Here is a 26894-nt window from a genome sequence, read left to right as displayed (position 1 = left end):
ACCCCGGGAATCTTGGTTCCCGGGGTCTCACTGTTGCTTCCCGCCCGGGACGGATGTGCTCGGGCCACCTCCAACCCATTACGATGAGGACCCATGCGCACCTCTGAGATCCGTTCCCGCTGGCTCGACTACTTCGCGTCCAAGGACCATCACGTGGCTCCTTCCGTGTCGCTCATTTCGCCAGAGCCCTCCATTCTTTTCACCGTCGCGGGAATGGTGCCCTTCATCCCTTACATCCTCGGAACCGAAGCGGCCCCCTGGCCGAGGGCAGCATCCGTCCAGAAGTGCATCCGCACCAATGACATCGACAATGTCGGCAAGACAACACGTCACGGCACTTTCTTCCAGATGAACGGTAACTTCTCCTTCGGGGACTACTTCAAGGAGGGGGCGATCGACTACGCCTGGGAGCTCCTGACGAAGCCCGAGGCCGAGGGCGGCTACGGCCTGGATGGCGATCGTTTGTGGATGACAATCTGGGAGAAGGACGAGGTCTCCTTCAACCATTGGACGAAGACCATCGGCGTCGACCCCGAACGCATTCAGCGCCTCCCCTTCGAAGAGATCTCCTGGTCGACTGGACAGCCAGGACCAGCCGGTGCGTGCTGCGAGATCCACTACGACCGCGGTCCCGAATACGGTCCCGAAGGCGGGCCGATTGTTGATGTCGCCGGCGATCGTTTCCTTGAGATCTGGAACCTCGTCTTCGACGAGTTCGTCCGAGGCGAGGGCGAGGGCCACAACTTCGAACTTGTCGGCAAACTCGACAAGACCGCGATCGATACGGGCGCTGGCCTTGAACGCCTAGCCTTCATCATGCAGGACAAACCGAACATGTACGAGATCGACGAGGTCTTCCCCGTCATCGCCGCCGCCCAGGAGATGTCCGGCAAGACCTACGGCCTTGGAGCTGCGGGCCCCAGCGCTGGGAATGCTTACGAGGATGATGTGCGCATGCGCGTCGTCGCAGACCATGTTCGCTCCGCCCTGATGCTCATCAATGATGGAGTGCGCCCCGGAAACGACGGACGAGGCTATGTGTTGCGCAGGCTGATCCGCCGCGCCGTGCGTTCCATGCGCCTCCTCGGAGTCGAGGACGCGGCACTGCCGACCCTGCTCACCGCATCGAAGAATGTCATGTCCTTGTCCTATCCCGAGCTCAACTCGAACTGGGACACCATCCAGGATGTCGCCTACGCGGAGGAGGATGCCTTCCGCCGTACTCTCAGCGCCGGGACAACCATCCTCGATACCGCAGTCGCCCAGGCGAAGGAGAAGGGCACGAAGATCCTCGATGGGGCTTCGGCTTTCGCCCTTCACGACACCTATGGCTTCCCCATCGACCTCACCCTCGAAATGGCTGGAGAGCAGGGAGTCGCAGTCGATGAGGACGCTTTCAAGACCCTCATGCAAGAGCAGAAGGATCGCGCCCGCGCTGACGCCCGAGCGAAGAAGACCGGGCATACGGATGTTCGTGTCTTCCAAGACATTGAACGGGAAATGAAGGGCGGATCTCTCTTCCTCGGGTACACGGAGAGTGCACTCGAGGCGACGATTACGGGGCTTCTCGTTGATGGTGTGCCCGTGCCCGCGCTGAGCGCTCCTGCCGAGGTCGAGGTCGTCCTCGACAAAACCCCCTTCTACGCGGAGATGGGTGGCCAGCTCGCAGACCACGGGACGATCCGCCTCGCAGATGGCGGCATCATTGAAGTTCACGATGTCCAAGCGCCTTTGAAAGGCCTGTCGGTTCACCGTGGCACCCTCACCGAAGGCGTCGCTGCGCTGGGCCAGAAAGCGTGGGCGCAGATCGACTCTGAACGCCGCCTGGCGATCGCCCGCGCACACACGGCGACTCACATGGTGTACGGGGGTTTGCGCAGGGTGTTGTCGCAGGACACGGAGCAGGCCGGTTCTGAGAACTCGCCCTCGCGCCTGCGTTTCGACTTCCGTCACTCCTCAGCTCTTGAGCAGTCGCAGCTTTCGGATCTTGAGGCTCTCGTCAATGAGAAGCTTGCTGAAGATCTGCTCGTCACGACCGAGATCATGTCGATTGACGAGGCCCGAAAGAGTGGCGCAATCGCCCTCTTCGGTGAGAAGTACGGCGCCGAGGTCCGTGTCGTGACCATTGGTGATGGCTTCGATAAGGAGCTGTGCGGCGGCACTCACGTCGCTTCGACGGGCTGCATCGGGCGGGTTGCGCTTCTCGGTGAGGCCTCAATCGGTTCGGGTGTCCGTCGAATTGACGCACTCGTCGGTGAGGGCGCCTATTCCTTCCAAGCGAAGGAGCATGCCCTGGTCGCTCAGATCTCCGCTCTTCTTGGGGGTCGTTCTGAAGAGCTGCCCGCTCGAATCGAGGCCCTGCTTGCGCGTGTGAAGGAGTCGGAGAAGGAACTCGACAAGATCCGCACCAAGCAGGCCCTCGCCCAGGCCGCCACTTTGGCTCAAGCTCATGAGTCATTGAATGGCATTGCTCTGGTCGCGAAGGACGCTGGTGAGCTTCCCTCCGCCGATGCGCTTCGCGGCCTCGCTGTGGAGGTGCGCGACCGGATGGGAGAGGCTCCCGCAGTGGTCGCCCTCATTGCCAGGGTTTCTGGCAAGCCCTCGATCGTTGTCGCCGCGAATCAGCGTGCTCGCGACGCGAAGATCAAAGCCGGCAAGATCGTGAGAGCTGTCGGCTCCTACCTTGGCGGTGGCGGCGGGGGCCGTGATGACATCGCACAGGGCGGTGGCACTCGCCTGGACGCGATCGCAGAGGCCCTGGAGGCGATTCGCCGCGAGGTCGCTGACTCGTGATCGAGCGCAAGGGCGTACGCATTGGCGTTGATGTTGGAACCGTCCGGGTCGGGGTTGCTCGCTGCGATCCGGACGGCATCCTCACGATGCCCGTTGAGACACTCATTCGCCAAGAGGACCGCTCCGACATTGATCGCATTGGTGAGATTGTCGACGAGTTCTTGGCAATCGAAGTGATCGTTGGCTTGCCACGGCACTTGAAAGGCGGCGAAGGGGTCTCAGCGAAAGCGGCACGCAGGTACGCTCTAAGGATCAAGACTCTCAGACCGGAGATCCGTGTTGCTCTTGTCGACGAGCGCCTGACCTCGAATCAGGCGCATGCTCGGCTGCGAGCCTCAGGTATTTCCGAGAAGGACCATCGACCGATCATTGACCAGGTGGCAGCACAGATTATCCTCGAACAGGCCCTCGAAGAAGAGCGCATGTCCGGGCGCGCACCGGGTAAAGAGATCACTTTGGAAGGGAGCAGCGCTCAGTGACGACTCCGACCCCACGTCCTCCGTTCAAGTCTCGTCGAGAAATTCACCACGGGCAGGCCCCCACTTCTCGTCGAACTCCTGAGACGGACTCTTCTCGCCCGGAGGCCACCTCTTCCCGCCCCGAGGCACAGGATTCTTCTCGGGAGGCACGGGATTCTCGCTCTCAGGGGCCTTCCTCCGCTGCGCCGACATGGCATTCGCGTTCTCAGACGGCGAGCTCTCGTTATCAGAGGGGAGCGTCGCGCGCTGAGACGCCCCCTTCACGCAGGACTCCGCCTCCTTCACGCCGTGAGACACTCTCTTCACGCCGAGAAGGAGCATCTTCTCGCGCCGATGTCCCCTCTTCTTCTCAGGCGGCCGCGCCTCGCGCCCGGACCGCCTCTTCAGCTCGTACGACACCAGCTTCGCGTCGTGAGATGGAGCCTTCGCGTTCGCAGGCAGCCGCGTCTCGGGCATCGAGCGTCTCTTCACCACGTAATCGGGTCTCTTCATCTTCATCGCCCACTCCTTCACAGCCCAAGACCCCCGCTGCACGTCGTGAGGCACCCCCTTCGCGTCGAGAGTTCGCATCCTCGCGCCGTGAAGCAGCTTCCTCTCGCTCTAAGGCCGCGCCTTCACGTAGCACAGCAACCCCCCGGCCCAGCGAATCGACGGCGGCTCGGGCGAAGAAGACCTCTTCTCTTCCCGCTGAAACCACGGGAATGCGTTCACGCCGCTTCGAATATGAACGACGCCGAGCTCGCAAACGGCGCCGCAATCGGCGCATCCGCTCCTTCTTCATCATCCTCCTCGTCCTCGTCCTTCTCGGCGGGGCCGGATGGTTCGCCCTCAAACAACTCGACCTCACAGGCCAACAAAGTTCCGCCTACACCGACGACTACCCCGGGCCCGGTACCGGACAAGTGGAAGTCACGATCGACATCGGTGCAACTGGAACTTCCATCGGCGAAACACTCGTGGAAGCCGGTGTCGTGAAATCCACTGAGGCTTTCAACCGGGCTTTCGCAGCGAATAAGGCTGCGCCCTCGATCCGGCCCGGCACCTATCGTCTGAAAAAGCAGATGAGCGCATCAGACGCGATCGCTGCACTCCTCGATGAGAAGAACCGTTCGGAGAACACGGTCACGGTCACGCCGGGGCAAACGACCTGGCAGATCGTCGAGCGCATCACCTCAGTCACATCCTTCACAGCCGACGAGGTCAACGCCGCTTTGAAGGACACCACGGCAATTGGTCTGCCCGAGGAAGCCGGAGGCAATGTGGAAGGCTGGTTGGCTCCGGGCTCCTATGAGGTGTCCTCATCAGACACTCCCACGACGCTCCTGTCTCAAATGATCAAACGGACAATCGGAGAGCTTGACGCTTTGGGTGTTCCGAAAGACCAACGAGAGCTCATCCTCAACAAAGCGTCAATTCTCGAGCGCGAGGTCAACATCGACGAGTATCTGCCCAAGGTTGCTCGAGTGATCGAGAACCGTCTGAACAATCCAGACGCGGAGACCATGGGATATCTGCAAATGGACTCCTCAGTCCTGTATGGAGTGGGCAAGACCGGTGGAGTTCCCTCAGCCGATGACATGGCCGACGACAACCCGTATAACACCTACCTTCACAAGGGACTGCCGCCGACTCCGATCGCTCAACCCTCTGAAGCGGCTATCAAAGCGGTCCTCAAACCGGCTGACGGTCCGTGGCTCTACTACGTGACAGTCAACCTGGAAACGGGAGAAACCCTCTTCGCGCAAACCCTTGCCGAACAAGAGGCCAACACTGCGCGTTTCAGGGAATACTGCACCGCAAACCCCGGGAAGTGCTGAGCTGTGCCCTGGGCTGCGGTCATCGGATCGCCGATCAAGCATTCCTTGTCACCCCAGTTGCACCGCGCAGCATGGCGATCACTGGGCCTGGGGGAGGGCTGGCGCTACGAACGTTATGAGACGAGCGTCGAAGCCCTACCCCAGCTTGTGAACTCGATTGACGCCGATTGCCTCGGCCTGTCGGTCACAATGCCCTGCAAACAGGCGATCATCCCGCTCTTGGACATTGTCGATCCGATGGCAGCGGCAGTCGGCTCGGTCAACACTCTCATCCCCTCCCAGGGGCTCCTCACGGGCTTCAACACCGATGTGCATGGGATCGTCAGTGCGATTCGTGAGGCCCGCTCACCTCGAGGGCTTGGCGAAGCGCGCAGGGCGACGATCCTTGGAGCGGGAGCGACCGCCGCTTCGGCGCTCGCCGCTCTTGGGGAATTGGGGATCACGAGTTCGACCGTCGCGGCGAGGCGCTTCGCAGGCCCCGGCTCGATCCTCGCCGCAGCTTCACGCCTGGGCGTTGAGATCCACCAGGTCATGTGGGCCGATGAGGAGGCAGTCGCAGAAAGTATTGAAGCTTCAGACATTGTCATTTCGACCCTGCCGCTTGGCGTCGCAGACGAGCTTGCTAAGCGTGTGAAGATCCAAGAGAGCCAGACTCTCCTCGACGTCGTCTACGCGCCACGAGAAACGGGCCTCGTGAGAGCGTGGAACCTGGGCGGGGGAGTGATCGCCTGGGGCCTGGACATGCTCGTCCATCAAGCCCACCAGCAGGTGCGCCTCATGACCGGAAGAGACCCGGATCTTGCTTCAATGAAAGCCGGGGTTCGGCAATGCTCCTAGAACCCGTCCAAGACTCGATCCTCAAACCCGTTCTTGACGATCTTTCCCTCGCTTCGGCTTTCCTGGTCTGGTGCATTGTCGTCGCCTGGCTGTGGCGTTCCGGTTGGCGAGTCCAACGCCGCTACCTCATTGAAGCGACGCTTACCCCTTATCGTCGCAACGGCATCGTATGGACGTCCGCGATCATCGGGGTCATCGCGATCATCGCCTCCCACCTTCGCCCCTCAGCACCTGCGATCGTCGCTGTTTCAATGATTGGGGTGCTCTCAGCGATAACGGACTACCGAACGCATCGATTACCGAACGCCTACACGGCGGCGATGGCCCTTGGAGTCCTCTTCGGAGTCGGATGCACGATCGCCCTATCCGCCACGCCACTCAGAGTCCTTTTCGAGGTCTTCGCCGGCCTCTTCGCCTGGCTCATTCCCCTGTGGCTGTTGTCACGACTCCCTGGGGGAGTCGGTTTCGGGGATGTGAAGCTCGCGCCAGTCCTGGGTGCAATGCTCGGGGCGGTGAGCGTTGAAGCAGCTGTCGGCGGTCTTATCTTTTCCTTCCTCGCCGCGGGTTTTGCTGCGACCTGGCGCATCGTTGTGGGTTCTGCGGGAACTCATGCCCGCATGCCCCTGGGGCCCTGGCTGATTTTCGGCGCAGCGGTCTCACACGTGATCTGGGTGTTCATCCCCGATTGGTCGAAGTTCCTGTCATAAGAATCCGTCGAGCGTTAAGGAGGAGCACATGACTCTTGATCCGCAGATCGCCCAGCGTTTGAAAAGAGACCCGAACGGGCTTGTCGCTGCAGTGATCCAGCAGTACGACACTCGTGAGGTGCTCATGCTCGGCTGGATGGACGAAGAAGCACTCGACCGGACCCTCAACTCCGGCAGGGTCACATTTTGGTCGCGCTCGCGCAGGGAGTATTGGCGCAAGGGCGACACCTCCGGACACGTCCAGTACGTGAAGTCCGTGTCTTTGGACTGCGATGGGGACGCTCTGCTCATCGAAGTCGACCAGGTCGGCGCCGCATGTCATACGGGTAAACGCACGTGCTTCCTCGAAGGAGGGGATTTGGGAGCCGTCGTCGGCAGTGCAAAGAATGGCTAAAAATCGCCGTTTTTCGTGAATGATGCTCGAAGCATCCACGAACTGTTCCGCCTCGGTGATTCCGCTTCGTATCCTGAACAGATTTCAGCGTCTCGCACTTACCGGGATACTATCGCCTCACCTGTCGTCAAGGAGGAGGAGCAATCCATGAGCTTCTTGAACGAGGTCATCAAGGACGTCCTCGCGGATCTGCATCAGCGTGAGGCACTCGTGCCGATGGAGGAGATCAAAGAGCGGGCACTTCGCGCCCCTGACGCACTCGATGCACTCGCCAAGCTCAAAGGACGCGTTGGCGCGGTCTCCATCATCGCTGAGATCAAACGGAACATGCCTCCCAAGGATCGTCTCTCGCCGATTCCCGACGCGGGCGCGCTCGCCTCCCTTTACGAGGCCGGGGGTGCCTCAGCGGTCTCCGTCTTCACTGAATCCCATCATTTCGGAGGCTGCCTCGCAGACCTCGACGCGGTGAGGAAAGCCGTTGACTTGCCGATCATGCGCAAGGACATCATCATGACGCCCTATCAGATCCACGAATCCAGGGCGCACGGAGCCGACCTTGTCCTCCTCCTCGCAAGTGTCTTAGAAGACCCTGCGCTCGTGTGCTTCCTCGACCGGGTCCACTCCCTCGGAATGCACGCCCTCGTTGAGGTCCACTCCCGTCTGGAGGCTCTGCGCGCCCTGGAAGCAGGAGCGAAGATCATTGGTGTGAACGCAAGAGATTTGCATACTTTCGAGGTTGACCGCGACAAAGTTGAGCAGGTCCTCGACGTTATTCCCCCCGAGGTCGTAGCGGTCGCTGAATCAGGGGTGCGTGGCCCCAGAGATGTCTTCCAATACGCGAAGTGGGGTGCCGACGCCGTCCTCGTCGGAGAGGCCCTCGTCACCTCAGCCGACCCTTTGGCGGATGTGAAGGATATGGTAAGTGCCGGATCGCATCCGGCTTTGTTGAAAGACCGGAAGGCCAGGGTCCGCCGCGCCCTCGAAGACCACTAGGGGTGCGGCCGAAGAACACTTTGACGCGGCCAAAAAGCTGAGGAGTACCGTGCGCAATGCCCGGGGCTTTGGGGCGACCGCTGTCTCGTGCTGGAAGGAACTGCATGTTCGTCGCATCACTGCCCTCACCGCCTCAGGGGGTCTGGTATCTCGGGCCGATCCCTCTTCGCGCCTATGGGATCATCATCGTCACCGGAATGATTCTGGCGTTGTGGTGGACTGGGAAGCGCTATGCCAGACGCGGGGGAGACCCTGAACTCATGTACGACATCGCCCTGTGGGCGATACCCCTGGGCATCATTGGTGCACGCCTCTACCACGTGGTGACAACCCCTTACGGCTATTTCTCCCCTGGAAGCGATCCTTGGGCGATCCTGAGGATCTGGGAGGGAGGTCTCGCAATTTGGGGTGGCGTCACTTTCGGGGCGCTGGGCGTCTTCATTGCGGTTAAACGCAAGGGACAGCGCTTAGGGCCAATTGCGGACTCTGTTGCGCCTGCTCTCATCATGGCTCAAGGCATTGGACGTTGGGGCAACTACTTCAACCAGGAGCTTTTCGGCTCGGCGACGACGCTCCCCTGGGGGCTTGAGATTGATGATCGGCACTTGCCAGCCGGGTACGCCTCTGGGACCTTGTTCCATCCGACTTTCTTGTACGAGTCGATGTGGAACCTCACGATGGCGGCGCTCATCGCTTGGGCGGATCGTCGTTTCCGCTTCAAATCCGGGCAGGTGTTCAGCCTTTATCTCATCGCTTATCCGATCGGGAGGATCTGGATGGAGACGATGCGCCTGGACGAGGCCCGCTCTTTCCTCGGGATCCGTTTGAACGCGTGGACATCCATTGGGATGCTCGTCCTCGCGCTCGTCATCTTCGTTGTTGCAGCGCGCCTTAACCGTTCGACCTGCCTTGTGGGCGATGAACGCTATGTGGCGGAAGAATCCTTGAAGGCCGCTGATGGGGATGCGGGCGCCGACTCGGAAGCAAATGCGGACGGTGCCTCAGGAGCGGATGCGACTGATTCCTTGGGGGCGGATACGTGCGGCGAGCTAGAAACAGATACGGATGATCCCTCGCGAGCGGATACGGGCGTCGAGGCGGCAGGGGGCAGTGTTTTGGAATCGGATGCGAGCGTCGACTTGGAATCGGATACGAGCAGCGATTCGCAAGCAGATGCGGAGACCAGGCGATAAGAGAAGGAAGAAGTGACAGCCCTCTCGTCCCTGGGGGATTCTCATGGGTGCGATCACTGTGAAGCGGGCGAGTCAGGGCTCCTCAAGAATGCTGGCAACGGCTAGGATGGGTTCCATGCGCCGAGCTAAAATTGTCTGCACCATCGGGCCCGTCACAGATTCTTCAGAACAGGTTCAAGCGCTCGTCGACGCCGGCATGGACGTCGCCCGCATTAACCGTTCTCACGGCAAGCCTGAAGAGCATGAAGCAGTCATCCAGAAAGTCCGTAAAGCTGCTGCCACCTCCGGTCGGGCGGTAGCCGTCCTCGTCGACCTTCAAGGACCGAAGATCCGCCTCGAAACTTTCGAGGAGGGGCCGCAGGCTCTTGAGGTGGGGGACACCTTCACCATCACGACTCGCACGGTTCCCGGAACGAAGGAACTCGTCGGCACGACCTTCAAGGGCCTGCCGGGCGACTGCGCTCCAGGTGATCGCCTCCTCATTGATGATGGCAATGTCGCGGTCCGTGTCGTCGAGGTCACCGAAACCGATGTCGTGACCCGAGTCGAGGTCCCCGGTGTCGTGTCCGACCATAAGGGCCTCAACCTTCCCGGTGTCGCGGTCTCCGTGCCCGCCCTTTCGGAGAAGGACAAGGAGGATCTGCGCTGGGGTCTGAAGCAGGACGCGGACTTCATCGCGCTCTCCTTCGTCCGTTCCGCGAAAGACATCAATGATGTTCACGCCATCATGGACGAGGTCGGTCGCCGCATCCCGGTCATTGCGAAGATCGAGAAGCCGCAGGCCGTGGAAGCCCTTCCTGAAATCGTGGATGCTTTTGACGGCATCATGGTTGCCCGCGGCGACCTCGGCGTGGAAATGCCCCTCGAATCGGTCCCCCTGGTTCAAAAGCGCGCGATTGAACTTGCCCGTCGAGCAGCGAAGCCGGTCATTGTCGCGACCCAGGTGATGGATTCAATGATTAAGAATCCGCGTCCGACGCGCGCTGAAGCCTCTGACTGTGCGAACGCCATTCTCGATGGTGCCGACGCTGTCATGCTTTCCGGTGAGACTTCTGTCGGTGCGTTCCCGATTGAGGCGGTGCGCACGATGGCGCGCATCATTGAGTCGACCGAGGAGAACGGCGGCGAAATGATTGCTGGTCTTTCGGGCTACTACGACAATGACCGTGCGGCCGTCATTTGTGAAGCTGCTGCGTCGATCGCCGAACATCTTGATTCGCGCTACCTCGTGACCTTCACCCAGTCGGGTACCTCGGCTCGCAAGATGTCGCGTCTGCGTCGTCCGATCCCGATGCTCGCCTTCACTCCCCTTGAATCGACGAGGCGCCGTCTCGCCCTGACCTGGGGTATCCAGACTTATCGAGTTCCTGAGGTTCGTCACACCGATGACATGGTGTGGCAGGTCGACCAGGTCGTCCAGTCCTCGAATCTGGCTGAGATCGGCGATGAACTGGTGATCATCGCTGGTATGCCGCCGGGGACTGAAGGCTCCTCGAACCTCCTGCGGGTTCACGAGGTGGGCGATGAGGTCGACTACACCATCGGTGGAGCTGTGAACAGCTGATCCTCCTCAACCCTTTGGGATGCGCCGGGACCTTATTGGAGGTTCCGGCGCATTTTCATCGGCATCTATTTCGTTTGGCTCCTCTTGCCGCGGGTGGTTCGCTTCTTAGGCCTGGAGTCTTTGCTTGTTTCGTCCTGGGGTTGTGGCTCTCTCATTTTCGGGTTGCGGCTCTCTCGTCCTAAGGGCTTCGCTTCTCACGCTCTGAGGGGTTGGGTTTTCGCCCTGAGGAGATGGATCTCACTAACGCTGCACCGCTCCTGCTAGCTTCCCTTGCGTCACTTGGTAGTTGTGCATTGCTCAGCAGTCTCTTGTCCACAGTGCTTTCCGAACGCCATACTTCTTCTCACCCCGATGGGGAGGATTCACTCGTATTGCCAGCTTTTCCCGCCGCGGCACACCTTGTTTCTGTGACTTCCTCCCCATGTGACGCAGTTCCACTAGCGGATTCTTCAAATCTTGCTAGACTCTTTCAAATCCCAAGGCGAATGCCAATGGCGGCATTCCCGTCTGGAGGTGCAAGAGAAGCTCTGGCTCTCGTGGTTGCCTGCGCAACACCTGCGCATACCCGAGGGTGAGCTGATGAATGATGGAGAAGAAAAATGAATACGAACACTCGGACCGTGTCGGTCCATTCGACGGTCTTCGACCGCCAGGCCCTGAACCTGGATGTTGAAAGCCTCGCGTCGGCAGTCAAGCCGTGGTTCGACGATCTTGTCGATGCCGAGATCGCTCAGGCGATCACGGAGCTTGAAATGCCCGAGACTCGTCTCGAGGCGGCCAAGTTCCTCGGACTGGAGCTCATTCCGGTCGCATGAGGCGCACGATTAAGCGCCGGGGATTCCGTTCCCGGCGCTTCGTCGTATCTGAAAGAAAGCGCTTTCAGTGCCGCGTAACAGGTGTGAGTGCCGTGCGACAGGTTTCAGTGCCTGACGGCAGGGGCTACAGGTGCTTTCGCCGCAGAATGGCGGCCAAAATGTGTCGCGCCGTTCGAGGGCGCCGCTATGCCTGTCCACAAGTCGAACCTTGTGCCTTGGATCCTTGAAGAAAGCCCAGGTCAAAGTTTGAGTCGTCCGACTTGTGCACGCCTAGTGTCCGACTTGTGCCCAAACCCAGTGAACCTAGTGTCCGACTTGTCGCCTCAGGGATGGCTTTAACGCACGGCCTGCGCTCGAGACCCGGTGTTGGCCCAGTTTGCGCTTGAGAACACGGTGTCAGCTCAGTTTGCGCTCGAGAAGCCGGTGTCGGCTCAGTCTGCGCTCGAGAATCCGATCCCTTCGGCTCGCGCTCAAGACCAGGATGGGCATTAAGCTCTCAAGCCGCAGCTTCGCCTCAGTCTTGGACCTGATCGATAACGGCGTCGGCGACCTCACGCATGGAAAGACGACGATCCATCGAGGTCTTTTGAATCCAACGGAAGGCTTCGGGCTCGCTCATCCCCATGTTCTTCATGAGAAGGCCTTTGGCACGGTCCACCCGCTTACGGGTCTCGAAACGGTCGGAAAGATCGGCGATCTCCTCTTCGAGGGATTCGATTTCCTGGTGGCGCGATAGCGCAATCTCGATTGCGGGAATGAGGTCGGCAGGGGAGAAGGGCTTGACCACATACGCCATTGCACCGGCGTCGCGAGCCCGTTCGACCAGCTCCGTCTGGGAGAAAGCAGTGAGCATGACGATCGCGCAGGACAGCTCCTGGAGGATCTTCTCAGCTGCAGTGATCCCGTCCATGCGGGGCATCTTCACGTCCATGACGCACAGATCCGGTTCGAGTTCGAGAGCAAGCTGAACGGCCTCTTCGCCGTCCGCAGCTTCTCCGACGACGGTGAAACCCGCGCTGGTCAGCGTTTCTACGATGTCGAGTCGGATGAGGCCCTCGTCTTCGGCGACGAGCACACGGCGCGGTGCGTTCTGGTTCTCAGCGGTCATGGCACATCCTCGTTTTGTGGCTTGAGCATGGCTATCATATGCTTCTTACACGCCTAATGCGCGTAGCCCCGATAGCCCAACTGGCAGAGGCGGTCGGCTCAAACCCGGCTTGTTGTGGGTTCGAATCCCACTCGGGGTACTTTAGCAAGCGCTCGAGTACCGATACTGGTGTTTCACACTCGATCAGAAACCCGGCCTGAACCGAGCGGATCAGTATGAATCGGCCCGATCGGCATTCAGCATGAACCGCTCTGATCGGCGCTACGTTGGCGCGAGTCATTCCTCCTTAGCTCGACTCCAGTCCTTAGGCTCGACTTCCCTTGAGTCATCACCTTCCGGCGTTGTGTCGGACTCCCGTCGAGTCAACACGTCCCCGTGTTGTGCCGGGCTCCGATCGACTGATCACCTTCCGGCGAATCGAGGCTCGACGCCGCATCGAATCCATCCCGCGACTCATCTATTCCTTTCGTCGCTCGGCCCCCTCGGTCACTCTCCGTTTGAGGATGCGGTTCGTCACCCGCGAAGTCGAAATGAGCCGCCCATCCTCGGCGCGAAGCTCAACGAGATGCACAGTGGACGACCCTCCTAGATGAACCGCGCGCGCCTCAGCGGTGACCGTCCCAGTGCGCGCTGAAGAAATATGCGAGATCGACAACTCTGTGCCCACAGCGAATCCGAGTTCTCCGTGGACCGCTCGCGCGTGGATCTGCGATGCAAAACTCGCTGCCGTTTCCGCGAGCGCAGCGGAAGCTCCGCCGTGGAGGATTCCCGCGGACTGGGTATTGCCTTCAACGGGCATTGAGACGAGCGTGCGAGTGGGGGAGTGAACGAGCACCTCCATGCTCATCGCCTCCATGAGGGACCCGGGCCAGGTGGCGCCAACGAATCCCCCTTCGACGGAAGGATCTGGGGCTACGGAAGGATCAGGTCCCCCTTCGACAGAAAGATCAGGGCGTGCGGGCGTGGGAGTGTTTCGGCTCGTCATTGGGACTGAATCGTTCATGGCCTCTAGGGTGGCACGTATGAGTGACACCTTGCTGATCATCGACGGTCATTCGATGGCGTTTCGAGCCTTTTACGCTCTTCCGGCGGACAAGTTCTTCACGAAGTCGGGCCAGTGCACGAACGCGGTCTACGGTTTCGTCTCGATGCTCGTCAAACTCCTCGAGACCGAGTCGCCCTCGCATATTGCCGTCGCTTTCGACGTGTCACGCGAGTCCTTCCGCACGAAGGAGTACCCGGACTACAAGGGGACTCGTGACGCGACCCCCGAGGAGTTCAAAGGCCAGGTCGAACTCATTTCCCAGGTGCTCGACACGATGGGGATCGTTTCGTTGCGTAAAGACGGCTATGAGGCCGACGATATTCTTGCGACCCTCGCCAAGCAGGGGTCTGAGGAGGGGATGCGTGTCCTCGTCGTGTCCGGGGATCGGGATTCCTTCCAGACAGTGACCGATTCGGTGACGGTCCTCTACCCGGGTATGTCCCCCGGTGATCTTCGGCGTATGACCCCCGAAGCGGTTGAAGCGAAGTACGGTGTACCACCTGAGCGTTACCCGGAGATCGCAGCTCTCGTCGGCGAAACCAGCGACAATCTGCCGGGGGTTCCCGGGGTCGGCCCGAAGACTGCGGCTCAGTGGATCAATTCCTTCGACGGCCTCGACAATCTCCTGAGTCGCGCTCACGAGGTCAAAGGCAAACGCGGTGAAGCGCTGCGTGAACACATGGAGGACGTGAAGAGGAACCGTCGCCTCAACCACCTGCTCACCGACCTCGAACTCGATGTACAGGTGGGGGATCTGAACCGGGGGGCGACGCGCAAGGCGGAGCTTTTCTCCCTTTTCGATTCTCTCGAGTTCGGGAACCTGCGTTCCCGGGTGATGGCCGTGTCGGGGATTGGCGCGGAGCCTGGTGAGGAGAACGAGGACGCGGGGCCGGGTGGATTCTCGTGGGATGCGGACATGGATGTGACCCTCGCAGGCGCGTCAAGCGATCTTGCTCGGTGGTTTCGCAGTGCGGGGCCCTTGCAGGCGGTCTTCGTCCTCGGCTCGGGCGTTCCTGCCAGGGGACACATCGAGCGCTTCGCGATATGGGCCGAAGACAAGGCCCTCATCCTCGATCCTGCGATTCTTGATCCGAAGCAGGAGGCGGAACTTCTTGAACGCCTGGCAAGCGCGCAGCTGATCGTCCATGATGCGAAAGCCTTGAGTCATGCGCTTCGCGCGCAGGGATGGGAGATGCCCTGGCCGAGTAAAGACGTGCAGCTCGCCGCCTACCTCGTGCGACCGGACTCACGTTCGGTCTCAATTGACGATCTACTCAACCGCTACCTCGACGTTCCCAAAGAGGAAGAAGCCGCCTCGGATGCGCTCTTCGAAATGGGGGCAAGCGCTGAAGAGCTTTTGAGCCCCTCGGAGTTGCGGGCAGCCAGAACAGTGCGCGCCCTGCCGGTCTTGTGGGAGATCTTGGCGAAGAGCCTGGAAGAATCGAAAGAGCTGTCACTTCTGGAGAATGTGGAGCTTCCTGTTTCCAAGGTCCTTGCGGACATGGAGGACACGGGCATCCGAGTGGACCTTGGGGTTCTCGAAGCCCAGTCGCGCGACTTCGGTGTCGAAGTTGAGGCGGCGCGCGCTGAAGCGATCGAGGTGATCGGCGAGGACGTGAACCTGTCGAGCCCGAAGCAGCTTCAACGCATCCTTTTCGAGGTCCTTGATCTGCCGAAGACGAAGAAGACGAAAACCGGATATACGACGAACGCTGAGGCTCTTCTTGACTTGCGGGAACGTGCGCGTTTCCAAGGGGGCCCGGGTTTCGTGTTCCTCGACCGGCTCCTTATGCATCGCGACCGGATCAAACTCAAGCAGATGGTCGATACGCTCATTTCGACGGTCCTGCCTGATGGGCGTATTCACTCGTCCTTCTCCCAGGTTGTCGCCGCGACTGGGCGTCTTGCCTCGGCGGATCCGAATTTGCAGAACATTCCTGCGCGCACTCCCGATGGGGTGAGGATCCGTTCTGCTTTTATCGCGGGTCAAGGCTACGAGTCTTTGATGAGCGCCGACTATTCGCAGATCGAGATGCGGATCATGGCGCACCTGTCGAAGGATGCGGGGTTGATTGAGGCTTTTGCCTCTGGGGAGGACTTGCATAAGACCATGGCGTCCATGGTGTTTGGAACCCCGGTTGAGCAGGTTACTCCTGAGCAGCGTTCACGCATTAAGGCGACTTCCTACGGCCTCGCTTATGGCCTGTCTTCTTATGGGCTTGCCCGTCAGCTCAAGATTCCCGTGCCCGAGGCCGCAGCGCTTCGCGACCGCTATTTTGAGCGTTTCGCGGGAGTGCGCGACTATCTTGAATCCCTTGTGGAACAGGCGAGGATCGACGGGTACACGGCGACGATGTTCGGGCGGCGACGCTATCTGCCGGACTTGGCGAGTTCGAACCGTCAGCGCCGTGAAATGGCGGAGCGTGCCGCTTTGAACGCGCCGATCCAGGGCAGTGCCGCGGACATTATCAAGATCGCGATGGTGAACGTTGCTGAGGCTTTGACGAAAGCGGAATTGAAGTCCAGGCTCCTGGTTCAGATCCACGATGAGCTTCTTGTGGAGATCGCTCAGGGTGAAGCGCAGCGGGTTGAGGAGATTGTGCGTCGGGAGATGGCAAGTCCGGTGGAGATGTCGGTTGCGCTAGATGTTGCGGTCGGGATCGGCCCGAATTGGATGGCGGCCGCGCACTAGGAGCGGTCCTCGGGCGGTGCGCGGGGCCTTGGGGCTCAAGGGTCTGCTTCGGTCCTGCGAAACTCGCGGATGCACTCGAGGCATGCGAGGTGCGACCCGGTGAGAAGACCTCCACAGCGGAGACAAGCGCCTTGGAAGCGGGGAGAGTGCCCCGGATTTGAGGCGCGAGCCACGTTTTCGTGCCCGAAGCGGGGGTCACAGCGGCGGATCGTCCTGCTAGACTGACTCGCGGTGATCCGCGGGATCAGTGCGTCCGCACTCGAAGCCCAAGGGGAAACCGCTTCTGTCCATCTACTATTCAGTCCGTTTCGGAGACACAACTACATGACCACCAACACGCCGCAGGTCGCGGTCAATGACATCGGCTCCACCGAGGACCTGCTCGCCGCCATCGACGAGACCATCAAATACTTCAACGATGGCGACATCGTCGAGGGCACTGTCGTCAAGGTCGACCACGATGAGGTCCTCCTCGACATCGGCTACAAGACTGAGGGCGTGATCCTCTCTCGCGAGCTCTCCATCAAGCACGACGTCAACCCCGACGATGTTGTCGCCGTGGGTGACAAGATCGAGGCCCTCGTCCTCCAGAAGGAAGACAAGGAAGGCCGCCTCCTCCTCTCCAAGAAGCGTGCGCAGTACGAGCGGGCTTGGGGCCAGATCGAGAAGGTCAAGGAAGAGGACGGCGTCGTCAATGGCACCGTCATCGAGGTCGTCAAGGGTGGTCTCATCCTCGACATCGGTCTGCGCGGCTTCTTGCCCGCCTCTCTCGTCGAAATGCGTCGCGTCCGCGACCTCCAGCCCTACATTGGCCGCGAGATCGAGGCGAAGATCATCGAGCTCGACAAGAACCGCAACAACGTGGTCCTCTCTCGCCGTGCCTGGCTCGAGCAGACCCAGTCCGAGGTCCGTTCGAACTTCCTCCACACCCTCGGTAAGGGCCAGGTTCGTACCGGTAACGTCTCCTCCATCGTCAACTTCGGCGCCTTCGTTGATCTTGGTGGCGTTGACGGCCTCGTGCACGTCTCCGAACTGTCCTGGAAGCACATCGATCACCCCTCCGAGGTCGTCGAGGTCGGTCAGGAAGTCACCGTCGAGGTTCTCGACGTCGACATGGATCGCGAGCGCGTCTCCCTGTCCCTCAAGGCCACCCAGGAAGATCCGTGGCAGGCCTTCGCCCGCACCCACGCCATCGGCCAGGTCGTGCCCGGCAAGGTCACGAAGCTCGTCCCCTTCGGCGCGTTCGTTCGCGTCGAGGATGGCATCGAGGGCCTCGTTCACATTTCCGAGCTTGCTCAGCGTCACGTCGAGCTGCCGGACCAGGTCGTCAAGGTTGGCGACGATTGCTTCGTGAAGGTCATCGACATTGATCTCGAGCGTCGCCGCATCTCCCTGTCGCTCAAGCAGGCGAACGAGGGCGTGGACCCGAGCTCTGAAGAGTTCGATCCTTCGCTCTACGGCATGGCCGCCGAGTACGACGAGAACGGCAACTACAAGTACCCCGAGGGCTTCGATCCTGAGACCCAGGAGTGGATGGAAGGCTTCGAGGCTCAGCGTGAGGCTTGGGAAGCTCAGTACGCTGAGGCCCAGGCTCGTTGGGAGGCCCACAAGGCTCAGGTCCTCAAGGCTCAGGAAGAGGATGCCGAGGCCGCCCCGTCGGTCGAGGAGCAGGCTTCCTACTCCACCCCCGTGGACAACGCCGGCACTCTCGCTTCGGATGAGGCCCTCGCGGCCCTGCGTGAGAAGCTGACGAACAACAACTGATCCAGCCCGGCGATAGCCGGAGGATTCAGCTTTGGGCGTGCGCCCCGCGATTAGGCGGGGCGCACGCTTTCGTTATGAGTTGATGGAGCGGGGAGGAGCGCACCTAGCGTGGAAAGCAGGGGACTTGGCGGCCTTGCCTTGGAACCTGGATTTACTGCGAGTTACTGCCGGATGTCCGTGACGTGTGGCCACTTAGCGAGGATCCTAGGGGATCTTTGGCTAGTTGTCTTCCCTTCATGTTCGGAGAAGGGGCCCTCCAGGAAGGCAGCGAGTTCAGTGATCGCTTGCTTCTTCTTCATGTTCGGAGCAGTGGCTTACATGGAGGCGCCTCCTATCCGGAGATGATCGAGCGGTGTTTCTCAGTGCCCAGGGTGTTGGTGAAGTCTGCGGTGGTTTCGTTGTTTCCTATCAGCGGTGAAGCGACCTTGTTCTCGGTGAAAGAGATTCTGGGCTACTTATACGGATAAGACGGATAAGGCAGTTCCACTTAGAAACCAAGCAGGAAGAGTACTTTTCGTCTGATTCTTGTTTGAGCGGCGTAGGTATGAATGGATATCACCCAGGTAGCTCTGAATGGACAACACCCAGGACCTGCAGTTTGATGCGCCTTGGATAGTCCACATGGCTCAAGAGATCACGGACAATAGCGATCCTGCTCACCCGAGAAGAGTTCTTCACCCTGAAAGCAGTCTCAGTGCTTCAACGGGGGCTTCGACTAACGTCGAAAGCATAATTGGGGTGCGCAGTAGCCCTGGCGGGGCTCGCTTGTGAACCCCGGATATGAGTTCGGCACTCTAGCGGTGCCCGGCACAGCTCCGAAAGCACAATCGGGGTATCGAGGAGCCCGGATGAAACTCGCTAGTGAACCCCAGATATGAGTTCGGCACTCTAGCGGTGCCCGGCACAGTGCCGAGATCATAATCGGGGTATCGAGGAGCCCGGATGAAACTCGCTGGTGAACCCCGAATATGAGTTCGGCACCATAGCGGCGCCCAGCACAGCTCCGAAAGCACAATCGGGGCAGCAAGCGATGCCACAGCTCGCTTCAGTTGCGCGAACGCGCCAGCCTGAAGTCAATGAGCAGCCCAATGATCGCCATGAGGATTGTGGGGATCACCCACGCGACGGATTCGGCGTGGCCGGGCAGCCATCCGATAAAGCCTTCAATGCTTTCAGCGGCGATCCCCAGGTCCTGTAGGGTCGCCAGGATCGACAATGCGGATGCGGTCCACGCGGCGAGCTTGAATGCCAATTCACAACGGGTGATGTGGCGCAGCGGGTGGGTGAAGATCGTAATGAAGATGATCGTGATCGCGACCGGGTAAAGCAGCCCGATGATCGGACCGGCAACCGCGAGGACCTTGTTCAAACCGGCGGATGCGATGATGAAGGAAATGATTGCGAATCCGGCGAGCCACGTCTCGTAGCGGATCTTGGGCATGAGGCGCGCGAAGAACTCCGAGGTCGCGACAAGCAGACCGACTGCGGTCGTCATGCAGGCCGTGACGACGATGAGGCCGAAGGCGATCTGACCGAAGGGGCCGAGCGCCAGGTTGGAAGCCTGCGACAGGAGTTCGGCGCCGTTGTCGAAGGCGTGCGCTCCGGGCATCTTCAGGCCGATCAAACCCAGGCTGAGGTAGACGAGCGCGAGGAGGCCGCCGGCGATTGTCGCGGCGATGGAGGTGCGCTTGACGGTCTTCGCGCCGATTCCACCTCCGGTGCGCGTGAAGGAGGTGACGACGATGATCCCGAAGGCGAGCCCGCCGAGGGAGTCCATTGTGAGGTAGCCGGACAGGATGCCTGCGGTGAGCGGGTGTGATGCGTATTGTTCGCTGGGTGCGCCGGGTGTGCTGTCGAAGGTGAAGACGGAGACAATCGCGAGGAGGGTCAGCAGGCCGAGAAGTAGCGGCGTGAGGATCTTCCCGAGGCGGTCGATAATTTCGCCGGGCTTCCACGACAGGTAGAAGGCGAGAGCGAAGAAGAGGGCGTTGAAGATGACGGAGACGCTTGTCGAGGTCCAACCGGTCAGGGGGCTGACCGCTGTCGAGAAGCTGACCGCTCCGGTGCGGGGCAGAGCGTAAAAGGCCCCGATCGACAGATAAACGGCGCAGGAGAAAATGACGCCGAAGATACGCCCGCCCCTGTTCGACAGGTCGCGCAGGTCTGTGCCTGATAGGGCGATGACGATGATTGAAAGGACGGGGAGTGCAACACCGCCGAGGAGGAATCCTGTGATGGCGGGAAGGAAGGATGTGCCTGCTTCGACGCCGATCATTGGTGGGAAAATGAGGTTACCCGCACCGAAGAACATGGAGAACAGGGTGAGGGAGGTTGCAATGAGGCGAACGCTTGACGTGCGCTTCTTTCCGGTTTCGACCGTCGTCGACACAATGGGTCCTTAAATGGGCGTATGTATTTCAGGCTTCGTGGTGAGTGGCCTTCGCTATCGTGCCATGCTCGTGGCTCCAAGGGAAAACGGGTGGTGGCGTTCGCATTAGGCTGAGCGTATGGACACTGTGATTCGTGTTGGCCGGGCGAAGGCTGAGCTTTTTCGCACCTGGAAGAAACCGGGCGATCGTGCTCTTCTCATTGCTCTGACCGGTGGGATCGGTGCCGGTAAGTCGACGGTTGCCCGCGCTTTTGAGGATTTGGGTGCGGTGGTTGCGGATGCGGATCAGATTGCCCGCGAGGTTGTCGCCCCGGGTACCCCTGGGCTTGACGCGATTGCGAAACGTTTCGGCGCTTTTCTCATTGACGAGGACGGGGCGCTCGATCGTTCACGGCTGGCACAGATTGTGTTTTCTGATCCGGTGGCGCGCGCTGATCTTGAGGCGATCACCCATCCTTTGATTGCTCAGCGAGCGGATGAGGTTCTGTCTTCTGCGCCGCCTGGGGGGCTTGCCGTATATGATGTGCCGCTTCTCGCCGAAGCGGGAACAGCATCAGGTTTCGACGTGGTCATTGTTGTTGACGCTCCATTGGAAATTCGATTGCAGCGCTTGGAGGCGCGTGGCATGAGTCGGGCGGATGCTCAAGCCCGGATCAGGATGCAGGCGAGTGAGGAACAGAGACGTGCGCTTGCCTCAATTTGGGTCACGAATGCTGGCAGTGTTGAGGAATGCCAGAGTTTGATCGGAACTGTTGTTACTACGTGGCTGAAAGCGAGTTGAACGTAATATTGGCCACATGGTGAATGAGCTCCTGGGCCCTCATGTTCAGATCGTCGATGATCTCTTGAAGCAATTGCGGGACATCCAAAATGGGGACACGGCTTCGCCGCGTGTTGTTGTCCTTGAGGGCCCTTCTGGGGTCGGGAAGACTCGAATCATCCAAGAGCTTTACCAGAAGCTGAGAGAGAATGATCCGTACTGGCCACCGATGCAAGAACCTGTTCGTGTTGAGACTGCTGGCGCGGACCCGATGGCTGCGCGGAAACTCGTGGCTCCCAATCCGAAGGATTTCACCTGGCCCGCTGGTGCCTTGCCCTCTTTCGGATGGTGGGGACTGAACTGTGAACGGCTGAGCAGGGGCAGCTATTTGGATGCAGTTGCCGAGTTGCGTCCTCAGCTTGATGCTCACACGGTTCCACTTATGCTCGCCTTGGAGGAACGACGCTCATCGTGGGAGAAGCTTGCTGCTTTCGCAGCACCTTTGAAAAAGACCCTTAGAGAACTGCGCACGACCTATAGCGAAGAGGGAACGACGCAGGCAATTGATGGGGTCTTGGAGTTGCTTATTGAAGGAGCAACCGGGGCGAGCGTCAGTTTGGATCTCGTGGCACCGGGGCTGGCGACCCTTGTCAAGCTTGGGTGGCGAGGACTGAAGGCGTCCAATGAGAGAGCCCTGAATCAGGATGACTTGCGCATGACGATCGATCAGGGCGAAAGGGTCCGGAGGCAGCATCAGTCCCGTTCAGTCGAACTCGCTCAAGCACTGGCGAATTTTACTCATTCGGGCTTTCCTGTTGTGGTGGCAGTGGAGGATATCCACCTCATGGGTGATGACTTCTCCAAGTTCTTGAGTACTCTCGTCGCCCGAAAAGAACGCAGGATCATGGTGGTCGCGACGACGTGGCCCGAACGCAATGCGGAGGATCCGTTCTCACAATGGTTGGAGGATGCAGAGGAAGCGGATACTGCGGTACGTATTGCGGTGCCGAACCTCGACGAGGAAGACCTCGTTTTACTCGTTAAATCCCATGCGCCGAACACCACCGATAATGTTGCTCGTGCGGTGGCGACTCAGCTGCCGAATCCTCACTATGTGAAGCTGTGGCTGACGGTCCCCTCTATTCAGCGGCAGATTCAGCTGCACGGTGACGCAGTTGTTCTGGGCGACTCAGGATTGACAGTTCCTCATGATATTCATGAGATCCTTCGACTCCGTTGGCGCAGCCTTGAAAGTCATATCCAGCAGGCTTTGTGCCTCGCTGTCGCTATCAATCCCATCGAAGATCCCCTCTGTTCCTTCGTTCCTGGCGTCCTGGAAGATCTTGCAGCGTCAAGCAATTTTCTCAATTCGAAAGAGATATCCGAAGGTGCTGTAAGGGCGGTGGATCCTGCACTATGGTGCCGTTTATCTGAAGGGGTTGAAGCATTTACGGAGGCTCTGCTGGCAGAGCGTTGCCGTGATGAGATAGGTCAACAGTTTGCCACTGAGGAAGTAGAAGAGTTCATAGCCCAACTACGGGGTATCACCTCGAGGCACATCAAGAATGAAGCAGGAGACGGGATCTCGATGCCCTTGGTGCCGAGGGCGTTGAATCTTGCCTTATGGCAGCGGCGGCTTCCAGCAGAGAATAGATCTACCGAAGATGTCATCGTACTCAGTACTCTTGCTCTCTTCGCCCAGCAGCAGTATGACTACACGACGGCTATCGCTCACATTACGGATGCAATCAATGCTGCCGAGCAACTCCCGGAGTTTGACCCGCTTCACCTGCTCGAACTTCGGGGTTTACACGCCATGTTCCTGGGTGATTCGGGGCGGCCAGCTGAAGCTGCTGATGTCCTTGAAAGACTGCTCTCTGTAGATTCCGAGGTTCTCGGACAAGACAATCCAACCAGATTGATGTTGCGGGGAAACTTAGCATTGATGCTTGCTAGGTCGGGGAAGATCGAAGATGGAATTAAACGATACGAGACTCTGTATAAGGACTGTATGAGGATAGTCGGTGACGAAGCTCGGGAAACTCTGATCGCCAGAGGGAATCTCGCCTCTCTGCGTGGCGAATCTGGGTGTAATCAAGAGGCAGTCGACGAGCTCGACCGATTACTTGATGATGCCACACGGATTTTCGGTGTTAACGACCCCATTACTCTGAATACAAGGAGCAGCCTAGCCTTTCAGCTGGGAAAAGTTGGACGCCTCGAGAAAGCACTCGAGCAGTTTAGGAATCTTCTGATAGACCAGACACGGTTGCTGGGTGCCGAACATCCTGGGACACTGGATACTCGGAACAACATCGCTTTTGTATTGTTTGAGCTCGGGCGGGTTCGCGACGCTGTCAATGAGTACAAGGCATTGCTTGATGATCGTTCGCGAATCCTTGGAACTGTTCATCCGTCCACTCTGAACACTCAGGGTAATCTTGCTTTTGCATTGGGTTCAGCTGGGCAGATTGGTCAGGCGATTGAGCAGTTCAAAATGCTCCGAAAACGTATCACACGCGTGCTGGAGCCCGACCATCCTGACACGCTAAGAGCTTGTCGGAATCTTGCCGGTTGGTTGAGTGAGGACGGGCAGGTTGACAAGGCGATTGAACAGTTGACAGTGCTGCGAAAACGCATCACACGTGTGCTGGGCGCTGATCACCCCGACACACTCGCGACGCGGGCAGCTCTCCTTACGGTGATGAGGAGGGCCCACCGGTATGACGAAGCCATGACGATGTTGACACCGCTGCTCGCGGATCAGTTGCGTGTTTTAGGCCCTGATAATCCTCTCACCCTGAGAACACGAAGTACTCGCGCCAGCCTACGCGGTGATCTGGGGCAGATTAACGACGCAATCGTGGAATTCGAATCCTTGTACGATGATCAGGTTAGGGTGTTCGGTAAAGACCATCCCGACGTTCTGAGAACACGCGGCAATCTCGCCGATTTAATTGGCCGTTCTGGGCAGGTTAAGAAAGCCTATGAAATGTACCAGCCGTTGCTTGCCGATTGTGCGCGTATTCTCGGTCCTGACCATCCCAATACACTGATCGCGAGGAATAATTGTGCATCATGGCTTATCGATGCCGGAGATGACCAAGCTGCGCTCGTCGAATTGACAGAATTACTCAAGGATTGCGGACGGGCTCTGCCTTCGAACGACGACCTGACTCGGGCTGTCCGAAACCAACTCCAACGGATTGAAGCACGACGAAGAATAGGCCTCCTCATCCAAGCAGCCCTGAAACGAATCCACCGCCACTCCGACAAAACTAGCCACTAGCCGGCCGCAACGAAGATGCACACGGCGTGCGCTAGCGTTGAGGCCGTGAGTGAGCGACCAGTCCTGCGCCAGGAGAACCCCTTCCAGGTCATCTCCGAATACACGCCGTCGGGCGACCAGCCGAAAGCCATCCGTGAGCTGGCTGCCAGGCTCCGCGACGGCGAACAAGACATCGTCCTCATGGGCGCAACCGGCACCGGTAAATCCGCAACAACCGCCTGGCTCATTGAAGAAGTACAGCGCCCCGCCCTCGTCATTGAACCCAACAAGACCCTCGCCGCCCAACTTGCCGCAGAGTTCAGAGAACTCCTGCCGAACAACGCCGTCGAATACTTCGTCTCCTACTACGACTACTACCAGCCCGAAGCCTACATTCCCCAAACGGACACGTACATCGAGAAAGACTCCTCGATCAACGACGAAGTCGAACGCCTCCGCCACAGCGCAACGAACAACCTCCTCACCAGGCGCGACACAGTCGTCGTCGCTTCCGTGTCCTGCATCTACGGCCTGGGCACCCCCGAAGAATACGTCGCCCGAATGGTTGAACTCGAACGCGGAATGATCATCGACCGCGAGGACCTGCTGCGCGCCTTCGTCAACATGCAATACGTCCGCAATGACATCGCCTTCACACGCGGCACCTTCCGAGTCCGCGGAGACACAATCGAAATCATCCCCGTCTACGAAGAACTTGCGATCCGCATCGAAATGTTCGGAGACGAAATCGACGCACTCGCTGTCCTTCACCCCCTCACAGGCGATGTCATCAGCGAAGTCGACCACGTCTACCTCTTTCCGGCGAGCCACTACGTCGCAGGCGAAGAACGGATGAAACGCGCACTCGCGTCAATCGAAGAAGAACTCGCAGAACGCCTCACATGGTTTGAAACCCAAGGCAAACTTCTCGAAGCACAACGCCTACGCATGCGCACCACCTACGACCTCGAAATGCTCCGCGAAATCGGAATCTGCTCCGGAGTGGAGAACTACTCGCGCCACATCGACGGACGTGGACCAGGAACACCCCCGCACACTCTCCTCGACTACTTCGCCGAGGACTTCCTGCTCATCATCGACGAATCACACGTCACCGTCCCACAGATCGGAGCCATGTTCGAAGGCGATATGTCCCGCAAGAGGACTCTCGTCGACCACGGATTCCGCCTCCCCTCAGCAATGGACAACCGCCCCCTCAAATGGGACGAATTCGTCGAAAGGATCGGCCAAACCGTTTACCTCTCAGCCACCCCGGGCGATTACGAACTCGAACGCTCCGACGGGGTCGTCGAACAAATCATCCGCCCAACAGGCCTCGTCGACCCGAAGATCGTCGTCAAACCCACGAAGGGACAAATCGACGACCTTCTCGAACAGGTGCGAGAAAGAGTCGAAAAGGACGAGCGCGTCCTCGTTACCACCCTGACGAAGAAAATGGCCGAAGACCTCACGACCTACCTCGCTCAACGCGAGGTGAGAGTCGAATACTTGCACTCAGACGTCGACACGCTGCGCCGCGTCGAACTTCTCCGCGAACTGCGCCAAGGCAAATTCGACGTACTCGTCGGCATCAACCTGCTAAGAGAAGGCCTCGACCTGCCTGAAGTGTCCCTCGTGTCCATCCTTGACGCGGACAAAGAAGGATTCCTGCGCTCCACCCGCTCCCTCATCCAGACAATCGGACGAGCCGCGCGCAATGTGTCCGGAGAAGTCCACATGTACGCCGACACGATCACCGACTCAATGCGCGCCGCAATCGACGAGACCGAACGCCGCCGAGAAATCCAAATCGCCTACAACACCGAACACGGGATCGACCCGAAACCCCTGCGCAAGAAGATCGCGGACGTCACCGACATGCTTGCCCGCGAACAAATCGACACTGAAGAACTCCTTGAAGGCGGATACCGGAAAGAAAAGTCCGCCGCCGAACGCAAAGCCGCGAGAGGCAGCGCCCTCGGCAAAAGAGCCGAAACGGAGCTTGCGGAACTCATCGAAGATCTTTCCGCTCAGATGCTCGCCGCCGCGGAGAACCTCCAATTCGAGGTCGCGGCCCGCCTGCGCGATGAAGTGGCCGACTTGAAGAAAGAACTGCGCCAGATGAAGGCCGCGAACTGAAAGGAACTGCGCCACATGAGGGTCGCGAACTGAAAGAGGAAGTGCAACATCAGTCACAGTGCGCCCACAGCAGGCGCAAGGGCGCGCGGAAAAGCGGGGGAGACCTCCTCCACAGATTCGCCGCCCCCAGCCGGAGA

The 26894-nt window shown here is 59.4% G+C and carries 19 protein-coding genes and 1 tRNA gene; 16 read left to right on the top strand and 4 right to left on the bottom strand.

Features of this window, described 5'->3' with window-relative positions:
- Nucleotides 1-93: 93 nt before the first annotated feature.
- Nucleotides 94-2793 carry an alanine--tRNA ligase gene (alaS, locus tag FFA61_RS04565; protein WP_005963863.1) on the top strand — a complete coding sequence of 900 codons (2700 nt, stop codon included), beginning with the start codon at nucleotides 94-96 and terminating at the stop codon, nucleotides 2791-2793.
- A complete protein-coding gene (ruvX, locus tag FFA61_RS04560) occupies nucleotides 2790-3272 on the top strand; it encodes a Holliday junction resolvase RuvX (protein ID WP_005963860.1) in 483 nt (160 codons plus the stop codon). The genes alaS and ruvX overlap by 4 nt, the downstream gene beginning before the upstream one ends.
- A gap of 24 nt (nucleotides 3273-3296) precedes the next feature.
- On the opposite strand, the gene FFA61_RS04555 is transcribed toward ruvX, so the two are convergent.
- Nucleotides 3297-3770, bottom strand: a complete 474-nt coding sequence (locus FFA61_RS04555) for a hypothetical protein (protein WP_131247329.1) — start codon at nucleotides 3768-3770, stop codon at nucleotides 3297-3299.
- A gap of 203 nt (nucleotides 3771-3973) precedes the next feature.
- Here FFA61_RS04555 and mltG point away from each other — a divergent pair, with 203 nt between their 5' ends.
- The 8 genes from mltG to FFA61_RS04515 all read left to right on the top strand — a co-directional run bounded on the left by mltG (nucleotide 3974) and on the right by FFA61_RS04515 (nucleotide 11592).
- The gene (mltG, locus tag FFA61_RS04550; protein WP_005963855.1) at nucleotides 3974-5089 is read left to right on the top strand and encodes an endolytic transglycosylase MltG; all 1116 of its coding nucleotides are present in this window, start codon (nucleotides 3974-3976) and stop codon (nucleotides 5087-5089) included.
- 3 nt (nucleotides 5090-5092) lie between these two features.
- Nucleotides 5093-5926 carry a shikimate dehydrogenase gene (locus tag FFA61_RS04545; protein ID WP_005963852.1) on the top strand — a complete coding sequence of 278 codons (834 nt, stop codon included), beginning with the start codon at nucleotides 5093-5095 and terminating at the stop codon, nucleotides 5924-5926.
- Entirely contained in the window at nucleotides 5917-6633 is a 717-nt protein-coding gene (locus FFA61_RS04540; RefSeq protein ID WP_005963849.1) for a prepilin peptidase, read from the top strand. Before FFA61_RS04545 ends, FFA61_RS04540 begins: the two co-directional genes overlap by 10 nt.
- Before the next feature lie 28 nt (nucleotides 6634-6661).
- The gene (gene hisI, locus FFA61_RS04535) at nucleotides 6662-7027 is read left to right on the top strand and encodes a phosphoribosyl-AMP cyclohydrolase (RefSeq protein ID WP_005963847.1); all 366 of its coding nucleotides are present in this window, start codon (nucleotides 6662-6664) and stop codon (nucleotides 7025-7027) included.
- Nucleotides 7028-7174: 147 nt separating this feature from the next.
- Entirely contained in the window at nucleotides 7175-8020 is an 846-nt protein-coding gene (gene trpC / locus FFA61_RS04530) for an indole-3-glycerol phosphate synthase TrpC (protein ID WP_040314280.1), read from the top strand.
- 104 nt (nucleotides 8021-8124) lie between these two features.
- The gene (gene lgt, locus FFA61_RS04525; protein WP_005963841.1) at nucleotides 8125-9213 is read left to right on the top strand and encodes a prolipoprotein diacylglyceryl transferase; all 1089 of its coding nucleotides are present in this window, start codon (nucleotides 8125-8127) and stop codon (nucleotides 9211-9213) included.
- Nucleotides 9214-9328: 115 nt separating this feature from the next.
- Nucleotides 9329-10777 carry a pyruvate kinase gene (pyk, locus tag FFA61_RS04520; protein WP_040314277.1) on the top strand — a complete coding sequence of 483 codons (1449 nt, stop codon included), beginning with the start codon at nucleotides 9329-9331 and terminating at the stop codon, nucleotides 10775-10777.
- A gap of 599 nt (nucleotides 10778-11376) precedes the next feature.
- Nucleotides 11377-11592 (top strand): hypothetical protein, encoded by a 216-nt coding sequence (locus FFA61_RS04515; protein ID WP_005963835.1) that lies wholly within the window; start codon nucleotides 11377-11379, stop codon nucleotides 11590-11592.
- A 514-nt stretch (nucleotides 11593-12106) separates the two neighbouring features.
- Here FFA61_RS04515 and FFA61_RS04510 read toward each other — a convergent pair.
- Nucleotides 12107-12700, bottom strand: a complete 594-nt coding sequence (locus FFA61_RS04510; protein ID WP_005963833.1) for an ANTAR domain-containing response regulator — start codon at nucleotides 12698-12700, stop codon at nucleotides 12107-12109.
- 65 nt (nucleotides 12701-12765) lie between these two features.
- On the opposite strand from FFA61_RS04510, the gene FFA61_RS04505 reads away from it, so the two are divergent.
- Nucleotides 12766-12839 (top strand) — tRNA-Leu (locus FFA61_RS04505).
- Nucleotides 12840-13157: 318 nt separating this feature from the next.
- Here FFA61_RS04505 and FFA61_RS04500 read toward each other — a convergent pair.
- Nucleotides 13158-13703 carry a PaaI family thioesterase gene (locus FFA61_RS04500; RefSeq protein ID WP_242600901.1) on the bottom strand — a complete coding sequence of 182 codons (546 nt, stop codon included), beginning with the start codon at nucleotides 13701-13703 and terminating at the stop codon, nucleotides 13158-13160.
- A 19-nt stretch (nucleotides 13704-13722) separates the two neighbouring features.
- Between FFA61_RS04500 and polA the strand changes: the two genes are divergently transcribed.
- Nucleotides 13723-16437, top strand: a complete 2715-nt coding sequence (gene polA / locus FFA61_RS04495; protein WP_005963828.1) for a DNA polymerase I — start codon at nucleotides 13723-13725, stop codon at nucleotides 16435-16437.
- Between the two features lie 324 nt (nucleotides 16438-16761).
- A complete protein-coding gene (gene rpsA, locus FFA61_RS04490) occupies nucleotides 16762-18201 on the top strand; it encodes a 30S ribosomal protein S1 (RefSeq protein WP_005963826.1) in 1440 nt (479 codons plus the stop codon).
- 1045 nt (nucleotides 18202-19246) lie between these two features.
- On the opposite strand, the gene brnQ is transcribed toward rpsA, so the two are convergent.
- Nucleotides 19247-20590 carry a branched-chain amino acid transport system II carrier protein gene (gene brnQ, locus FFA61_RS04485; protein WP_005963816.1) on the bottom strand — a complete coding sequence of 448 codons (1344 nt, stop codon included), beginning with the start codon at nucleotides 20588-20590 and terminating at the stop codon, nucleotides 19247-19249.
- A gap of 118 nt (nucleotides 20591-20708) precedes the next feature.
- On the opposite strand from brnQ, the gene coaE reads away from it, so the two are divergent.
- From coaE to uvrB, 3 genes are read left to right on the top strand one after another with little or no spacing between them, the layout of a single operon-like run.
- Nucleotides 20709-21371, top strand: a complete 663-nt coding sequence (gene coaE / locus FFA61_RS04480) for a dephospho-CoA kinase (RefSeq protein WP_005963814.1) — start codon at nucleotides 20709-20711, stop codon at nucleotides 21369-21371.
- 16 nt (nucleotides 21372-21387) lie between these two features.
- The gene (locus tag FFA61_RS04475) at nucleotides 21388-24639 is read left to right on the top strand and encodes a tetratricopeptide repeat protein (protein WP_051057861.1); all 3252 of its coding nucleotides are present in this window, start codon (nucleotides 21388-21390) and stop codon (nucleotides 24637-24639) included.
- Between the two features lie 15 nt (nucleotides 24640-24654).
- On the top strand, nucleotides 24655-26757 hold the full coding sequence (gene uvrB, locus FFA61_RS04470; protein ID WP_005963809.1) for an excinuclease ABC subunit UvrB: 2103 nt from the start codon (nucleotides 24655-24657) through the stop codon (nucleotides 26755-26757).
- Nucleotides 26758-26894: the final 137 nt, after the last annotated feature.

Origin of the sequence: Schaalia cardiffensis F0333, from assembly GCF_005886435.1 — a bacterium.
Lineage (GTDB): Bacteria > Actinomycetota > Actinomycetes > Actinomycetales > Actinomycetaceae > Pauljensenia > Pauljensenia cardiffensis.
The sequence above is the reverse complement of the archived record's forward strand: the minus strand, read 5'-3'. Positions and strand labels throughout refer to the sequence as shown.